The sequence below is a fragment of the Legionella sp. PC1000 genome (genome assembly GCF_014109805.1).
Lineage (GTDB): Bacteria > Pseudomonadota > Gammaproteobacteria > Legionellales > Legionellaceae > Legionella > Legionella resiliens.
The window spans coordinates 2806002-2822910 of the sequence record NZ_CP059400.1 but is presented as its reverse complement, the minus strand read 5'-3'; the positions used below and the strand labels follow the sequence as shown (position 1 = coordinate 2822910).

Sequence of the window (16909 nt, the reverse complement as noted above, 5' to 3'; positions counted from 1 at the left end):
TCTAACTCCTTGTGGAATTTAGTAGTTAAGCAACTGATTTCTCATTTGCCAATGTGTTTTTTCTATAAAAATACATGGAAAATTTATTGAGTTGCACTTTATGTTCAAAAATTTTCCTATACTTAAACCTATACTTAAATTAATGTTCAAGTAAATCATTTCTGGTTTTTATGTTAAGTCTTCATATTGGAGTTCAGCATGAAATTATCATATAGTCTCTTTTTTGCCCCCCTTCTTCTTTGTAATCCTGCTTTTGCCCAAGTTAAAATGTGTGGAAATCAGATTGGACTGAACTCTTGCGATCAAGGCAGTGAACGCTTCATGCCTAAAGGAGTTTGTTATCAACCTGAAGAAAATGTCGATCCACTTAGTGATGATAAAATCGATACCATCACCCAAACCCTTATTCCGGCTTTAAAAAACATAGGGGTTAATATTATTCGCGTTTATCAGGTATGTCCTGGTGGTAACTGTGCTTCACATGATCAAGTCATGAACGCATTGCAAGAAAATAATATTCAAGTTCTTGTAGAACTTGCGGATTATAAAAATGGTACCCAATGTACCGTTGATCGAAGCACAGGCAATTATCCGCAAACACTTTATGATTGTTTTACTAAAAAAATTGATGCATTCAGTAAGTACAGTAATGTATTTGGATTTTCTGTTGGTAACGAAGTATGGATGATGCCGCATAAAATAGATGATAACTATTTAAGGCCTTCAGCTACAATGAAGGCACTGATTCGCGATATGAAGGCCTACATTAAGAAAAAAAATTACAATAAACCAGTAGGCGTTGCTTTACGTGATGTTCCTGATGTAACCATTCCATTGGCTTACTATTATGCCTGCCACTTAAAAAATGAAAAAGAAGATACGTCAGCTGATTACATTGGTTATAACGTTTATAGATGGGGACAAGGTACCGATCCAGGAAATTATCCTCGATTACTTAACCCCTATGCGAAATATCGCCCCGTGCTTTCCATACCCGATGGTGGAGATGGGGATGGCGATAAAATGATGAATGGTTTTAACGGCATTAATCTTCCTGTAATTCTGACTGAGTTTGGACGCCCAGATACACCCAGATTATTCGCGCAAGTCGATTGGATGTTTCAAGAGGGGGCTAATATCATCAGTGGCGGTATGGTTTTTCGCCTCGTTCAAAAAAAAGGGGAGGACCAATTTGGTCTTTATGAAGATAACGGTTTACAAACTCCAACACCTAATGGTGGATTAAACAATTTAATTACAGAATACAATGAAAAAGCACCTCTTATGCTTGGCGAAGGCGTCAACCTACAGAAAATTACTTGTGATCCATCGAAGTTTCCTGGAATGGATTCGTTTCAACTTGACCCTGATCAACTTCCCAAGGCTGGAGGAGATTCACAAGGAACCCATGAGTTCTCGTTTGATGTTGGAAATCTAAAACTACCACTCACAAACATCTCTATTAATTATGAGGATAGTTCTGGCTGGCATAATGCAGTAACAATCTCTAATCCTGGTGCGCAAAATTACAAAGGAAAAATACCCAACCCCCAAACTTTAAAAACCATTGGGTTTAATTTTAACGACTCTAATGGAGCCTGTTTAGTTAAACCTGCAAGCTTATTATGTAAAGACGCATCATGCAATCAACTGAAGACTGTGTCTGCGGCCTGGTCTGCTAACGGGCAAGGACCTTGCGCCCTCAAATAAGAAAATTGGCCTGCTCGGGGAGGTTTGAACTCCCCGATTTGTTTTATTCACGTTTTGGCAGCGCCACAAATAATGTGCCCGGGTGATTGAGCGCATTTGCTTCCAAACCCGCTTGGTTACCCTCACCCTTATAGACGTCAACGTGAGCCCCCATAATGGCGCCACCTCGGTCTTGGGAAACACACCAGGAAGTAGTTTTTTTGTAGTTATAGATAAAATTCATTCCAATAGGAATTACCTTATGATCGGTGGCACAGGATGCATGGGGCGTAAGAGTAATATTTTCTGATCCATAAGGGCCGCCATTTTCCTTAGCAAAAAATACATAGCTTTGATCGCGATTTCGCAAGTCGTCGGCTTCACGGCTAAGTAGGTTATTCAGATATTGACGAATTTGCTTTTCTGATGCTCCACTTTGTCTAATTTTTTTAGATACGTTACAGCGTAACTTTGCTTCATCATGACATTTTGGATCTTTAGCACAGCGCTCCATTGTATCAAGGTTGCCACCACAGGTTGGGTCTTGCGCGCATTGGACTATACGACCCAGCATGGTGCGTGGTCTGCCATTGGAACTCTCATAATTGATACGAAATAATTTACCATCAAGAATTAATGAACCAGAGCCTTGAACCATTAAAAAAGCAGGGTCATTGGGGTCTTTAACGTAGCCAATGATATATTTTGGATGTAACGCCCCATGTTCAATTTCGTGTCGGTCTGGCACTACAGAGTATGTGCCATTGGCATTTTTCAAACAGAAACCTCGCACCATTTTAGTCAGCGGGTCAACACCGCAAAGAGGAGGTTTCAAATTAAATTTTTTGCATTCCGAAGCGACACTTACAACACCTGGGTTACTGTAGAGAGGATATAAAAACTTCCCACCGCGTTGAGTGCGTGCCTCAACAGCTGCTGGCGCGTAATAGGCGGTAAATTGAAACTCACCCTGTTTAAATCCCGCATGATTTTCAGGCCAGCCCTCGCTTTTATACCAGTCAAATTCAGTTTTGATGCTCGATAAATATTTTTGAAAATTGCCATGGGCAGCTTTTGCAAGAGCAAGCATTTTTTTATTGGTATTTTGGCACCATTCTTGGCGCTTAAATTTACGCCCAGCAAGAGTCACTGTCTGAAATTCACCATGGTTTTTATCGCAGTTTTCAATCTGGTTGTTTAATGCTTCAATCACCTCATCCATATTGCCTACAGGGTTGTCTAACGGCAGCTCTGATGCTGAAATTTTATGAAATTTAAAGCGCAATACTCCGGGTTCTTTGGCAGCCATTTTCTGTCTTGTGGTAAAGTCTGCGAGTCTTCTAACATCCAAACAGCGCTGAATTGAATCAGCGGGGAGGGCTGCTTGAGCGATGATGCTCAAAGTCATTAGGGCAATTATGAATGCAGATTGAACCATTGGTATCCTTAGCCTAGCTATAATTGAGCCTTTGCCCAACTATTAATTTGAGTTTATAACAAGGATTATATAGGCTATTGAACCAGGCATCAAAGGGATGAATAGAGTAGCTCACCTAAATGATAAACGGGAATGCATTGATATAAGAGAGTATTAGGGGTACAGCTTGGCTTCTTTGAGTTTTGCTTTTGAAAGTTTTATGCCTACTTTGCCGCTTTTAAGTTTTGTATTTCATTTGCTCAGCCATACCAGTATATTCTGAATGAACTTGTAACAAATGTTCTTTAAATGAACAAAATTTGGATTCTAATCGTCCTCCTTTTGCTAAAGCTTTATTGTGTTCCTCGTGGTCTGTGATTAATTTGTTCAAGGATTTAATGGTATCATTAAGTTCTACAGAAGTTAGATCAGTATTTAATTTCTGTTTAAATTCAGTTAGTTTTGTGACAAAACCCGAAGCTACTTTAGCCCTATCCTCAGTTAAAGTTGAACCAAGTACTTTATCTTTTATTTTATATATTGAAGTAAGTATGCTCGATCTATAATTTGTTATGTCTTTACTAATTGATTGAATATTTTCATCAAGAATCTTGTCTATTGATTTATAAACTTTATCAGCTGGAGTCTCGAATCGAGTAACTGGGGAAGGCATCCACATTGTAACTGCTTTACTTTCAACATTCTTAAGCGATGGATTTGTAAAAGTAACCGCAACTGCCTGTGAGATATCAACTTTATTATGTGAAAAATATTCTAATGCTCGATATAGATTAAATAAAGAAGGTCTATAATGTCCGCTGTGTGTCGTTATAGCTTTTAATACGCCATTTTCTATTTTAATTTCTCCTGCAGCAACAACGGGTGAACCTGCAGTCATTGAAGAATGCGCAATATGATCGATACCTTCATTGTGCGCAAATATATAAAGCTCACCATTTGCATTCAAGGTAAATGCAGCATATCCTCGTTTACCATGCGATATCATTCCGCTTGTATTAACAGGTTCACCATTTTGAAGGAAACGTTTATCTCTTATTACTATATTATGTTTAGCACGCTCTTCTGGAGAAAGATATCTAATCTGTAATTCACGATCTGCTTCTTGTGATTCTTTATTTATACTAAGAATCTCTTTCTTAGCTCGTGCCTCACTTAGGGCTTTTCTCATATATGCATCTTGTTTTTCAGCATCTTCTAGATTTCTTTGTGCTGGCTCAAGTAATTGACTTAGTGATTTTGGAGCTTTACCTGGAATGTAATATGGGTTTTTCTCTTTGTATTTATTTCTATCGTCCATCAAAGAAATCAGTTGCTCGTTTATATCTTCAGTTTCTGTAAGATCGAAAGCATAAATGAGAAATTTTAGCGCATGTTTCTGGTTCTGCTCATTGGACGTTTCATCACTGTATATTTCCCATGCAAAATCAATGCGGTGTGCAAGCGGTCCTTTCCCTTCAAGATAGATATCCCTTTCTAAGTCACTTATAGTGAACATCAATGATCCAGAATCTGATATGACATATATTTAATATTAGTCTAAATTCAGTACTGCAACCGGCAAACCAAAAGACAAAAAATTTTAAATTTAATCCAAAATAACTCATTACTAACGATAGAAATGATTATTAATCAGTTCTTATCTTTTTGACGGAGTAACTGTCCTGATATAGAATTAATAGAATAAATGTTGACCAAGTTGGATTTTATTGTTCAAAGTGAGTTTCGCATAAGTCTTTAAAAAAAGAACTGCAAAAGGAAAGGCTGTAGTCAGGAATTAGTTAAGTTATGATTTTAGCTTTTTAGTGAAAGGAGTGACTAAAATGGCATACTGGAATCAATTTCAAGCAAATGCGGCCAGCCAGGGATTTGCTCCTCTTTTTAACATGCCTGTATCTTCTGCAAAATGGCAGGTAGAAGTAGGTCCTGTAGCCTTTGCTTCACCGGTTATTGGCAATGATGGGACTATTTACATTGGCAATTTATTGGGTGAACTCGTGGCTATCTCGCCAACGGGTTCAATAAGATGGAAAAGAATGCTGGATCAACGCGGGAGCATTATTGCCGGTAGCCCCGCAGTAGATAAAAATGGCAATATTTATGTTATTACTACTTTTAGAGCTAAAGTTCGTGATCATCGAGGAGGCAGTACTGTATATTCCTATGTAGCTCACAGTAAATTACATAGCTTAACCCCAGATGGGCAGCTACGTTGGATTTTCAATTTTCCAATTAATCCAAATCGAAATATAACGGATGGTTATACTCTATCATCACCCAAAATATGGAATACACAAGAACCACTCATTTTTATTCCAGTACTGTTCACTAGACTTGTATCAAGAATGGAATTATTAGCTATCGACCAAATGGGGCAAGTAGTAAATAATATTTTCGTTTCAGAATATCCTCCTCCTCCGATTGAAACGAGCGGAGGGGTAACTCTTGGAGGTATTTTTGGCGGCATTTGGGATTTCCTTAATGGCATGGAATTTGAGCCAAGCGGGGGTGGTCCAACGCTCCAACAACTGTTTGGGTGGCCAGAGCCATCAATTGCCATCGCAGATTTTGGTCCATTTTCCTCCAGACCAGTGATTGTAGTTGATGATAATTACAAGCAACTATCAGCATTTCGCTGGCAAAATCGACAATTCCAGCCTTTATGGAATAAGCGTTCAACAAAACCAAGATTAAGGGCTTCTCCGGCAATATTCTTAAGCAGTATGGTTGCAGCAGGTCAACAAGACGGTACTTTAGCTTTTTACGATCTGTTAACAGGTTCTGAATTATTAAAACCATGGTATAAAGCTCGAAAAGCCATACAATCACCCCCTGCGTCATTTCTTAGTCAAATTTATTTTACTGCGGGTACATGGGTGGTCGCTTTAGATGCAGGAGGAAGGTTATTACGTCAATTTGAAATGAGTGAGCATTCACTTGGTGCGGCACTGGGATCGCCAGCCATCTCAGGAAATCGTGTTTATGTCAACGCTCAAGAAGGACTCCATTCATTTTCTTTAAATCTTGATGACGTCGATAAAAACACGAGTATACTTGGTGGCATTTCATCACCAGCCATTGCCGATGATGGTACGGTTTATATTATTGATCGAAATAAACAATTGTGGGCTTTGGGAGAATAACAAGAAAACTGTTCTGCCCCATGGATTCTTACACTGATATTTGCGATTAATTGACTATATAACATGTGGTATCATTGAAACGATATGTACAATATATGGACAATTAACTGTTCTTAATCTATAATAGCCCTAATCTATTCTTCTATTAACCTTAAATGAAATTAATATGCATCTATTGAGTGATAAGAATAAATCTGAAAGCAACGATTTAATACCATCAATTAGCATGGAAAGTTTATTCTTTTTATCTGATTGGCATGTTTATCATTTAGATTCGGAAGGCAAATACATCAATTGCAATGAAAAATCGTGTGAATTTTTAGAATTATCACCAGATGAGTTATTGTACAAAACAAATTTTGATTTCCCATGGAAAGAAAATGCAGCCAAATGGCGTGAAAATGATTTTCAAGTAATGTCTTCACAAAGGTCGATAGAATTTACTGAGGACATGGTACATCAAAACAATAAGTATACTTGCACTGCAGTTAAATCGCCTGTTTATATGAGGGATAAAGTAAGTGGCGTTTTAATTCTTATAAAAATTGCTAGCAAAATTCCTTTGGCCACTTTCTCTAACAACGATATTATTTCTCAAAGAGAGTTACAATGTCTTTATTATTTAATCAAAGGATTCGCTTTAAAGCAGATCGCCCATGTTTTGCAGATTTCCTCCCGAACAGTTGAACACCATATTAACAACGCTAAAAACAAATTAAATTGCTATCATCGAAGTGACCTGATAGAAAAAGCATCCCAACTCACTGATATAAAAAATAAATTATTTCTAGATTCTGTCACCGATTGCAAAATAAAATCATAGACATTCTCAAATACTCCAAACCCGACAATCTCTAATTCCATAATATATTTTATTTAAATACAAATGCTGATATTTTTTTACTTATTGATTAATAAAAAATTTATAAGGTAGTCAATTTACAATGGAGGGGAAAATGGAAGAGAGGCAGGAAGTACTAAGTAGATTAAATTATAATCATATGTACCGGGAAAAAATTAGAGAAGAGTTTTGTTTTAATCTTCCCAATAATGAAAAAGCAGATTTAGTTTACTCTGCTCTGCTAGAGGAACGGAAACTCTATTTTTGTTATGCGGTAGCGGTTTCAGCCTTATCCCAAGCTTTTTGGGATTTTAATGATTCAACTCGCCGAGTTGCTCATCTAATTATTGAATGGGAAAAATGTACACTCGAACTGAATAACTATCATTCCTTTATCCAGCTAATGGATGATTTTATACAGAAAGAAGTTAATAAGGAATTAATTACTAAATGGTATACTAATTTTTCTTTATTATTTAAGGATCCTGAAAAAATAGAAAAGGGCATGCGTAATGAAATGTTGCTATTCCTTTGTCGCATTAATGCGTCCCATTCTTTGCGGCTTTTTCTTAAGCTGCATTATCCTGCTGTAGAAATAAATTTCTCTAGCTTATTAAAAGAAGCGGTAGGCTGCCTACATTCTCAATCTGTGCAAGCTTTAGTCGAATCAGGAGCTAATATCCGCGATTACTTTTGTACTGGTCTTTATCAAGATGATGGAGTCTACGTGTTTATGCCACCCCTGTATTATGCTGTTTGGAGTCCTAATGATCATAGATGTGTTCTTAACAGAGATAAGCCCCAAATTCGTTGGCATAATCCTAAATTAAAAAATATTATAGAAACCTTATTATCTTTAGGAGCAGATCCTTTGCAAAATTGCTTAATAGCACCCTGGCCCAGAGGCGAATTCATTCCTGATCCCAGCGTAAAAGATAAAACTGAGACTAAAGAGAATGTTATCACTTTGGTCCGAAATATTATTGCAGATCAGAGTAGTGATACAAAATTGGATGAAGCCAGTTTGACTTTCCTTAGTTATGTTGCTGAATTAAAGCCCAAAATAGATTTAAATGCTCAAGAGGAACAAACAGAGCAAAATACTTCATTAAAATATTTTTAGAATCAAGTCTGCACACATCTCTTCCTAAGCCCATGGTTCGCTGAGTTGAGTGTTTTAGCGCAGATCTCCAGGATCCCGCGGACAAGTCCTGAGAGATAGTCACAAAAAGTGACCATCTCTCAGGCATATAGCGCGGTACGTAGGAAAGCAGTACGTAGAGAAACTTAAGTGGTACATGATAAATTTAAAAAACTGACGATCGTTCAGGGACAAGTCGTGGGGGCGGAACGTCGGCAATATAACCATTATTGCTCTGACAAAAATGAGTTCTAATGTAATAACCGACTGCTTTTGAGGTGTCTTATATAATACATGCTATAATTAGGAGTGAGGCATGTATCCGCAAAAAATTAGATATATTCTTATTAATTCCTTTCTTTAAGAGTGGGCCGACATGAGTCATATGTTGTTAATGAGCTTTGATGATAGTAATTTCATGAAGTTAAATCGTACACTTAATCAATTTATGGAATACGCCTTTGATTTAATTAAAAAGTCGCGTATTCGTTTTTGTTATATCGGCACAGCCGGTAATGATAGGTTGATTGAACGAGTTTTCTTTAATCGATTTGTTCGTGCAAAATTTGGAAAAAGTGCCATTACTTCAGAATTAGTCTTGACAAAATCACAGTTAACAAAAGAACAACTTGAAACCCATCTTATGCAACAAGATATACTTTTTGTTGGCGGCGGCAATACAGAAAAAATGTTGGAGATATGGGAAAAATCGGGATTTATTTTTGTCCTAAATAAATTGAAATCCGAAAAACGGTTACCCATTTTAGCCGGTGTAAGTGCTGGCGGAATGTATCCTTTTCATTCAGGATTAAGCGATGCTACACCTGGTCAATACAGAGCATTATCTTGCTTAGGCTGGTTTAAAGAAAGTTTTTGTCCGCATGCTAATTCGAAAAGAAAATCGCTTTGCGTTTATAGCAATAATCAATATTTAGAACGCATGGATGCTTACATCTTTGCAGTGAAACAAGGATTATTACCATCAGGTTTTGCTGTGCCAGATGATTGCATGCTCCATTTTGAAAATTTTAATTTAGTGCGGGTTGTTTCATCATTGAAAAATAATAAATGTTACTATGTTACTCATGAAAACGTTACTGACATAGATACAGTTTATTCAGCTAATAAAAATGACTCGAAATCTCGTCCTGAATGTTGGAGCACGTTATTTAAGTATATAGATTATTTCAAACAATGTACGGCAAAATTACAAAGAGGTAATGGATAGTCAAAACATCACATCCCTGTAATATTCAATGGTTCTTCCTTACTATGCATTGAAGCGCTGCCTTCAAGGAAGCGCAACGAATTTTAACTGCTTTTTCTAGGTTTAAAGCTCGTGTAACGAACACGAGTCAATGAGTTTTAATAAATTGAAACCAATAATATTTCGAAATTCAGATCTTAAATTGCCTGATATTATGAGATATGACTTACCCTGTTCATCTCGATCAAACCAAATATTGAGTACATTTTTTTCAACTAACTTATCATCATGATACACTTTAAATGGCTTTTGCTTAAACCCAAACAATTTTGTTTCAGAGTTATCATCAATAAAATGATTCAGGATATTGATATTAACAAAAAAACTATGTTTTTTACGTGCTAAAAAAACTCGACCAAACATCAATAAAATTTCATAATTTAATTTATATTTATAAAAAATACGTGTATACATTTTTGCGAAAAGTTTTATAAGGAAATTACTGAGTTTTTTATTTTTCCAATCTTTTTGCAAAAGAAATGCAATTTTTATTATAGCGGGGCATGATTGATAATAATAATGTTCAATTCGCGAATTCTGTACTTGCTTTGCCAATTTGAGTAAGGTTTCCGGTTGATTTAAATCGATTTTAATCACATCATTCCGAACAAAAAGCCCTACCGCTTTATCATAGGAATCATTTTCACGGATTGATTTAACAAAATTAATAATCGCTATTTTATTTTTATCATTGATATATGGAGCCAAAGTATAACCCGTTGCTGCGATTAATGTATCTCCAATACCGACACGGTTTTTTTTGCAAAAGCTACGTAACCTTAGCAAGGCATTTTCTGGTATCTCAAAATACGTAGTACACGATGAGCTAATACTATTTAAAATTTGATTTTTTGGAAAAACCAGCAAGGGAATGTTTTTTAAATAATCATCCCAGAAGTCGATATTTTTAGATAAGTTTTTACTAAGATCTCTTTGTTCACATAGAATATAATCATAAAAAACTAATTCCTGTTGCCCGACTGTCCCAGATCCTTCCTTATACTCTACATATGCATGAGACATCTCATTCAACACAATGTCCGCTGATATTTCATCACTGACAAAATGGGATAATGCGATGTGTATTTCACAAGAATTATTTCCGAGTCGGAATAATTTAAATAGGATCAATGGTGATCCATTCTTCCACGTGTAATTTTCTAATTCATCTAACGACATATGTAACTCGTGTTCTTGTTCTTCCAATTTCAAGTCGCTAATGTCCTTTTCAATGACTTTAAATTGAAGAATATTTTCCTGCGGATATTGCAAAGGTGAATATCTTGCGATGCGATAGCATAGAATTGGATGATTTTTACATAATGATTCAAAGATGCTGTTTAATTTCTTATTATCCAAATTTCCAGCAATACGTTTTCTAGCCACTATATTGGATACTTTCGACTTGGGATAAAATAATCTCATTAACCAGAGTAAAAATTGCAATTCATTTAAGGGCATTGCCTTTAGAGGAGGTGGATGATGTTTTCCATCTTCATCATCGGAAATATCTGCTGCATTATTGATAACATCAGCAAGATGAGCAATCGTTCCGGTATGATACAAATCATGTAATAAAATATTTTTATGAGTGATTTGTCGAATCTTTGTGATCAATCGGGCCGCTGATAATGAATTGCCACCTAAATCAAAAAAATTATCATCGATACTAATATGCTTTAAATTTAATGTTTCTATCCAAATTTTTTGAAGTATGATTTCAATTTTATTTCGTGGTTTTATAACTTGGCTAGATTCTTTGGCTTCAGGTTGAGGTAATTTATGGGTATCTAATTTACCACTTGCGGACAAGGGAAGTTCGTTTAAAATCACAAAAAATGCGGGCACCATATAATCAGGTAATTGATTTTTAAGATAATCACGCAAATCTTTGGTTTCTAATTTTGCGGACTTTTTGGGAACGCAATAGGCAACCAATTGTTTTTCTTCAAACTCTTCACGTCCTGAGCACGCCTGAATAACAACATTTTGAATACCCACATGCGATGTCAAACATTGTTCAATTTCACCAATTTCAACCCGGAATCCTCTAATTTTAATTTGATGATCGATTCGTTCAACAAAATCAATTGTTCCATCGTTTAAATAACAACATAAATCTCCGGTTTTATACAATCTACCTGAGTTAAAGGGATTTTTAACAAATTTCTTTTCAGTAAGTTTTTTTTTATTCAAGTATCCCTTAGCAATACCATTACCACCAATATATAATTCTCCTAAAACCCCAACGCTTACCGGACGCATATTTTTATCCAATATAAACATCTTCGTGTTTAATGCAGGTTTTCCAATTGGAATTCGATGCTTATATTGATCAATATTACTTTTATCAATGATCATCCATGATGATGCAACGGTAGCTTCTGTGGGACCATATTCACAAAACAGTTTATGTTTGGGAAATTTTTTTAACCAATCCTTGATATCCCTTGCGAACAAAGTCTCACCACCAAAGACAATGTATTTTAAATCCAGTATTTTTTTCTCGCTCAATACAATGTCATTGATTTGTCTGAAACGACTTGGGGTGATTTTAATAATCGAAACATGTGTATCGTGCAAATGCCTTAAATATAAATAGGGATCTTTTTTATCAGTTTCAGAGCAAATTGCTATTTTTATTCCTTTGATCAAGGGAAATAAAGTACATGCCACTGAAAAATCAAATGAAATGGAAGATGAAAAATCAAAAATATCTTCCGATGAAATGGAAATGGCCTTTCCAAACCAATGTAAGAAATGATTTACATTACGATGTGTAATCATTACGCCTTTAGGTTTTCCAGTCGACCCGGAAGTATAGATTACATAAGCTAAATCATTTGTTTTATTAATATGCTTCGGGTTGGTGGTTGGATATGTGGCTAGCTTTGATTTAATTGCGTCCCAATAGATCATTTGAGATGATGTCAATCCTTCAAATTGATTCGCGAATTGAGAATGAGTAATTAGAATTTTTGCACATGAATCAGATAATATGGTTTTTTGACGTAGGACAGGATTGTTCGGATCCAATGGAATGTAGGCACCCCCTGATTTTAAAATTCCCAAGATACCAATTAATAATTCAAAACAAGGCTCCATGCAGATTGCGACTAAGGTATTTTGTTTCACTCCCAGTTCTCTTAAATGATGAGCCAACTGATTGGCTTGACTATTAAGATCTTCGTAGGTAAGTGTATTCGATTCATAGGTCAACGCTTCTTGATGGAATACCTTTCCAATTTGTTCTTCGAACAGTTCGGGTAGGATTTTATCGTAAGGATATTGAGATTCAGTTTGATTCCATTTTTCTAAGATTTTGTATTGTTCCTCTAAACTCATATCCATTGTTGATGAGGTCATACATAAGCTCCATAAATGATAGTAATGAATTATGCCTATATCTTTACTTAAATTTTATATTTAGCTAATGTCTTGATTGTTTAATTTTAGCACAATGTATCTGCTTCGATGGGAATGGGAAAATTTGTTAGGTAGTTATTTTTACCCATTTTTTTGTATGTGGGGGTACGGTGGGTAATTTTAAGGAGAAGATAGCTCCTTTATATTCTCCTGGACTGGTAACGCTTAATTTGCCGCCCATTTCCTTTGTAGATAAAGCGCTAAAATGGAGGCCAAAACCGCAGTTTTCTGACTTTGTGGTAAATCCGAAGGTAAAAATTTTATTTAAAATATCTGGAGGAATACCTATCCCATTATCCTCGATGTCTATTTCTAGCCATTCCTTATCGTTCACGACCTTGGTTTTAGCGTGTATGATAAGATATTTTTCTTTTGGTGTACCTTCTTGCAAGGCTTCTTTCGCATTGATCATTAAATTGACTAATATGTCTTCTAGCTTCATTTTATCTAGAACAGCTTTTAACATATCATTATAGTTTTTAACTATTTTAATATCGGTCACATCATGCAGGCTAATCCTCAAACTTTCATCTAACACCTCGGCTATATTCACTTCTTGTATGACACCAAGAGGTCTGTCTTCTTTTTGTTGTAGGGTAACAATATCTTTAATGTGTTGGATATATTTATTGAGCATTTTTACATCCTCAACACATTCTTTCTGTTCTTCCAATAAGGTGTTATTTAATTCAGTAAAATAATCAATAAGATAGGCTTGTTTTTGCTTATCATCAGTAAGAACTTTAGGGTCTTCTATAACTGTATTTAGCCAGTCCGTTAATTGAGTTAAATTATTAATTTCTGATTTAGACAATCGCTCTAATAAGAGATTCGTTGTGATATTAACACTATTTAAGACATTCCCTACGTTATGTAACATTGATTTTGCGACATCAGACATTCCAGCCAAGCGTGCCGAGTCAATTAGTTTTCGATTTAACTCTTGTAGAAGTTTATTATCGATAGAATGAGCGAGTAACAATTTGATGCGTGTGATCAACTCCTTGGGGTGAAAAGGTTTAAACAGATATTCATCCGCTCCTGCTTCCCAACCTCGAACCAACGCGTCACGGTGGGTTAATGCGGTTAGTAGTACCACTGAGATATGGGCTGTTTTTGGTGAGGATTTAATTTCACGGCATAGAGAAATCCCATCTCGTTTTGGCATCATCACATCTAAAAGAGCAAGATCAGGTTTCCACTTTTGAATAGTTGTCCAGGCTTCTTCCCCGTCTCTTGTGAGTTTGGTTTCAGCAAATTCATTGAGCAGGGATGCGGTATAGGTTCCAAGTTCTAAATTATCTTCGGCTATTAATATCTTAGAAACCTTAGTACTTATGGATTTATCCTTTGCAAGTTTGTTTTCTAAAACCGGAGTTGTAGCAAATTTTTGAAAACGTCCTTCAAGCGATTTGGTGCCGGTTTCTCCCTCCAGAGTTGCAGGTGGTGCTGTTATTTCAACTGCAAAAGTGCAGCCTTTATTAAGGGTGCTTTCGACGGTAACATCTCCTTCTAAAAGAAGGGCAAATTCTTTAACCAGCGCCAGTCCAAGTCCTGTTCCCTCAAAGCGTCGCGTGGCAGAACCTTCAACTTGTTGGAAACGCTGAAATAATTTTTCCTGGTCTTCTTTAGAAATTCCAATACCGCTGTCTTTGACAGTGAGGATTACTTTTTCACCTTCAAAATGGAGCAAAATAGAAACCAAACCTTGATCTAAAGTAAATTTTGTGGCGTTTGATAATAGATTAAATAAAATACGTTCGTATAAATAGCGATCGAGACTCACGATTTTTTGGGGTACAGGACATTTAAATTGCATGTTGATGTTTTTTTGCTTAAGAAGAGGATTAAACTCATCCGTAATGGATTGAGTTAGTGCAACAATATCCACAGGTTCGCGCGTTACTACAATTTTTTGAGCGCTGATTTTTGCAAAATCAAGAATACTATTGACCATTTGATAAAGTCGAATTGAATTATTATGCATTGTCTCTAAAGCGTTACGTTGTGCCGTTGAAATTGAGCCATAATCCTTGGCAAGAAACGACTCTAAAGGTGCAATAATTAAAGTAAGTGGTGTTCTTAACTCATGGGATATATTGGAAAAGAAATTGTCTTTCAGTCGATCAATTTCTTTTAATTTTTCATTGGCATCAGCAAGTTGTAAATTGGCTGCCTCAAGTTCTTTAGGACTTTTTAAAGAAAGAGCCATTGGGATTAAGGGAACCAGCATAATCGTAGTCAAAACGGAAATCCCTGCAGTCGCCGCTTTTATTATTCCATCAAGACGGTATAAAGGATCCCATAACGTCACTACCCCCATCACATGGGTGGTGCCACAAAGCAAAATAAAAGCACCAAACATGATAAGAACCCATGGGAACGGAAAATCTTTTCGCTTTAACATGAAAAAAATTAAAATGATTGGAATGGCAAAATAAGAAAGTGCTATCAAGCTATCTGATATCACATGCAACCATACTATGTCAGGGCGCCAAAAATAACAATGTCCATGCGGCATAAAGTCATTACTAAAAAGGTTTTTAAAAAATGAAAAAAATGACTCACTGTTCATAGACTTTATCCTTCAAATCATTTAAAAAAATCCTGGATTAGATTCTAGATTGACCCTGACGGACCTTGCAATAGGTATTCCTATTATTTTGAGATGCATTAAGAAAACTAAAAATTATCGTGTAAAATGTATCAATACAAAGTTTAATACGAGTGCATTTATTGTTCGAGTCAAAATCATGGAACGTAAATTTTGAAGGCTCAGACTCAATTAAATTTTTTTCATGAATTCCTTAATGAAAGAAAATATAAAGAATAAATACCTATCAATTTGGAATGTGATTAAGTTTATTGTTATAAAATTAATTAATAGGAATGATTGTTGTAAGGAGTTATTATGGCTTTTTTTTATCGTGATAAAGATTTTCTAACACAAAGTAGTAAAATGTTCGGCCAGTATCTGTTTAATACTCTAGGTAAAAAGCCAGAAGAATTTACTTGTTTCTGGGATAATGTAGGAGGAAACTTAGGACCAGACAGGGTTCGCTATATCAAATTGCACTGTGATCAGTTAAAACTGATTCCAATAGATAAGATGAAAGTAGAGTTAAGAGATGGGGAAGGATTAATAATTTCACATACAGATGATGAGGATATTTTTGCTCAGCTGGACTGGCGGGTAAGCAATAAGGGCGAGTTAAGAGGTGAATTTTTAAAAAATTGGCTTGAGCAAAACCGAAATAACTATCCGGGTAAAACTGTTTATGAAGTATTAAATGCAGCATTAAATAGTCACCAGCATAATAGTTTTAAAAATGGCCTTAATTGGCTATTAAAGAACCTCAAGATTTTTGACGAGGATAAAGGGCTTACAAAGAGTCAGTTTGGTAAAGTTATTAATCATGCAATCGATGATATTCTTGATTCACCTAATGTCGAAAAATTTGAAATTCCTAAAGATAAAGAAGATGAAAAAGAAATTAAAGGAAAAATAGAAACGAATTTTCCAACTTTTATTGCCTGTCTCGATCAACGATATACCGATGACTTACGAACTAAATTAGATGCTCCTGAATTTCAAGATCAGGAATGTGCTTCTCAAAGAAAGAAAGCAATTGAAGCGTTATTAGACTATCGAGACGCCTTATTTACAGAAACTGGAATTAAAGGTAAGAGTATTAATCTAGAAAAAATACGCAAATCGGATAAATGTCGTTTTGCCGAAGAAATGATCGAAGAGCTAATGAAATCTGAGCCTTCACCTGGCCAAGATTTTAAAGATTATATTAATACTTGCATCCAGAATGCTGAACAAAAATTGAGTCAAGAGCAGAGGGGAAATTGGCCAAAAGGGGTCATTTCTCATCGCTTGCGTGATATTGTGAGTAATATGAAAGACTATAAGCCTGAACCACTGGTAGTAAATGCTTTGCAGTAGCAAGCTACCAGGCTT

10 protein-coding genes are annotated in these 16909 nt (G+C 35.7%); 6 read left to right on the top strand and 4 right to left on the bottom strand.

Features of this window, described 5'->3' with window-relative positions:
- Positions 1-198 precede the first annotated feature (198 nt).
- Complete coding sequence (locus tag FOLKNPGA_RS12350) at positions 199-1710, top strand: hypothetical protein (protein ID WP_182350188.1); 1512 nt, start codon at positions 199-201, stop codon at positions 1708-1710.
- 43 nt (positions 1711-1753) lie between these two features.
- Here the strand turns inward: FOLKNPGA_RS12350 and FOLKNPGA_RS12345 are convergent, their stop codons facing one another.
- Together FOLKNPGA_RS12345 and FOLKNPGA_RS12340 are read right to left on the bottom strand one after the other, a co-directional pair.
- Positions 1754-3127, bottom strand: a complete 1374-nt coding sequence (locus FOLKNPGA_RS12345; RefSeq protein WP_182350187.1) for an MltA domain-containing protein — start codon at positions 3125-3127, stop codon at positions 1754-1756.
- Positions 3128-3344: 217 nt separating this feature from the next.
- A complete protein-coding gene (locus FOLKNPGA_RS12340; RefSeq protein ID WP_182350186.1) occupies positions 3345-4622 on the bottom strand; it encodes a hypothetical protein in 1278 nt (425 codons plus the stop codon).
- A gap of 325 nt (positions 4623-4947) precedes the next feature.
- On the opposite strand from FOLKNPGA_RS12340, the gene FOLKNPGA_RS12335 reads away from it, so the two are divergent.
- The 4 genes from FOLKNPGA_RS12335 (at position 4948) to FOLKNPGA_RS12320 (ending at position 9477) form a co-directional block, all read left to right on the top strand.
- The gene (locus tag FOLKNPGA_RS12335; RefSeq protein ID WP_182350185.1) at positions 4948-6267 is read left to right on the top strand and encodes a PQQ-binding-like beta-propeller repeat protein; all 1320 of its coding nucleotides are present in this window, start codon (positions 4948-4950) and stop codon (positions 6265-6267) included.
- Between the two features lie 166 nt (positions 6268-6433).
- The gene (locus FOLKNPGA_RS12330; RefSeq protein WP_182350184.1) at positions 6434-7090 is read left to right on the top strand and encodes a PAS and helix-turn-helix domain-containing protein; all 657 of its coding nucleotides are present in this window, start codon (positions 6434-6436) and stop codon (positions 7088-7090) included.
- 133 nt (positions 7091-7223) lie between these two features.
- Complete coding sequence (locus tag FOLKNPGA_RS12325) at positions 7224-8231, top strand: hypothetical protein (RefSeq protein ID WP_182350183.1); 1008 nt, start codon at positions 7224-7226, stop codon at positions 8229-8231.
- Between the two features lie 403 nt (positions 8232-8634).
- Positions 8635-9477: a Type 1 glutamine amidotransferase-like domain-containing protein gene (locus FOLKNPGA_RS12320; RefSeq protein WP_182350182.1), complete on the top strand. Its 843-nt coding sequence runs from the start codon at positions 8635-8637 to the stop codon at positions 9475-9477.
- A gap of 102 nt (positions 9478-9579) precedes the next feature.
- Here the strand turns inward: FOLKNPGA_RS12320 and FOLKNPGA_RS12315 are convergent, their stop codons facing one another.
- Together FOLKNPGA_RS12315 and FOLKNPGA_RS12310 are read right to left on the bottom strand one after the other, a co-directional pair.
- Complete coding sequence (locus FOLKNPGA_RS12315) at positions 9580-12882, bottom strand: amino acid adenylation domain-containing protein (RefSeq protein ID WP_182350181.1); 3303 nt, start codon at positions 12880-12882, stop codon at positions 9580-9582.
- Between the two features lie 127 nt (positions 12883-13009).
- The gene (locus FOLKNPGA_RS12310; RefSeq protein ID WP_182350180.1) at positions 13010-15517 is read right to left on the bottom strand and encodes an ATP-binding protein; all 2508 of its coding nucleotides are present in this window, start codon (positions 15515-15517) and stop codon (positions 13010-13012) included.
- A 336-nt stretch (positions 15518-15853) separates the two neighbouring features.
- Here FOLKNPGA_RS12310 and FOLKNPGA_RS12305 point away from each other — a divergent pair, with 336 nt between their 5' ends.
- Positions 15854-16894: a hypothetical protein gene (locus FOLKNPGA_RS12305; RefSeq protein ID WP_182350179.1), complete on the top strand. Its 1041-nt coding sequence runs from the start codon at positions 15854-15856 to the stop codon at positions 16892-16894.
- Positions 16895-16909: the final 15 nt, after the last annotated feature.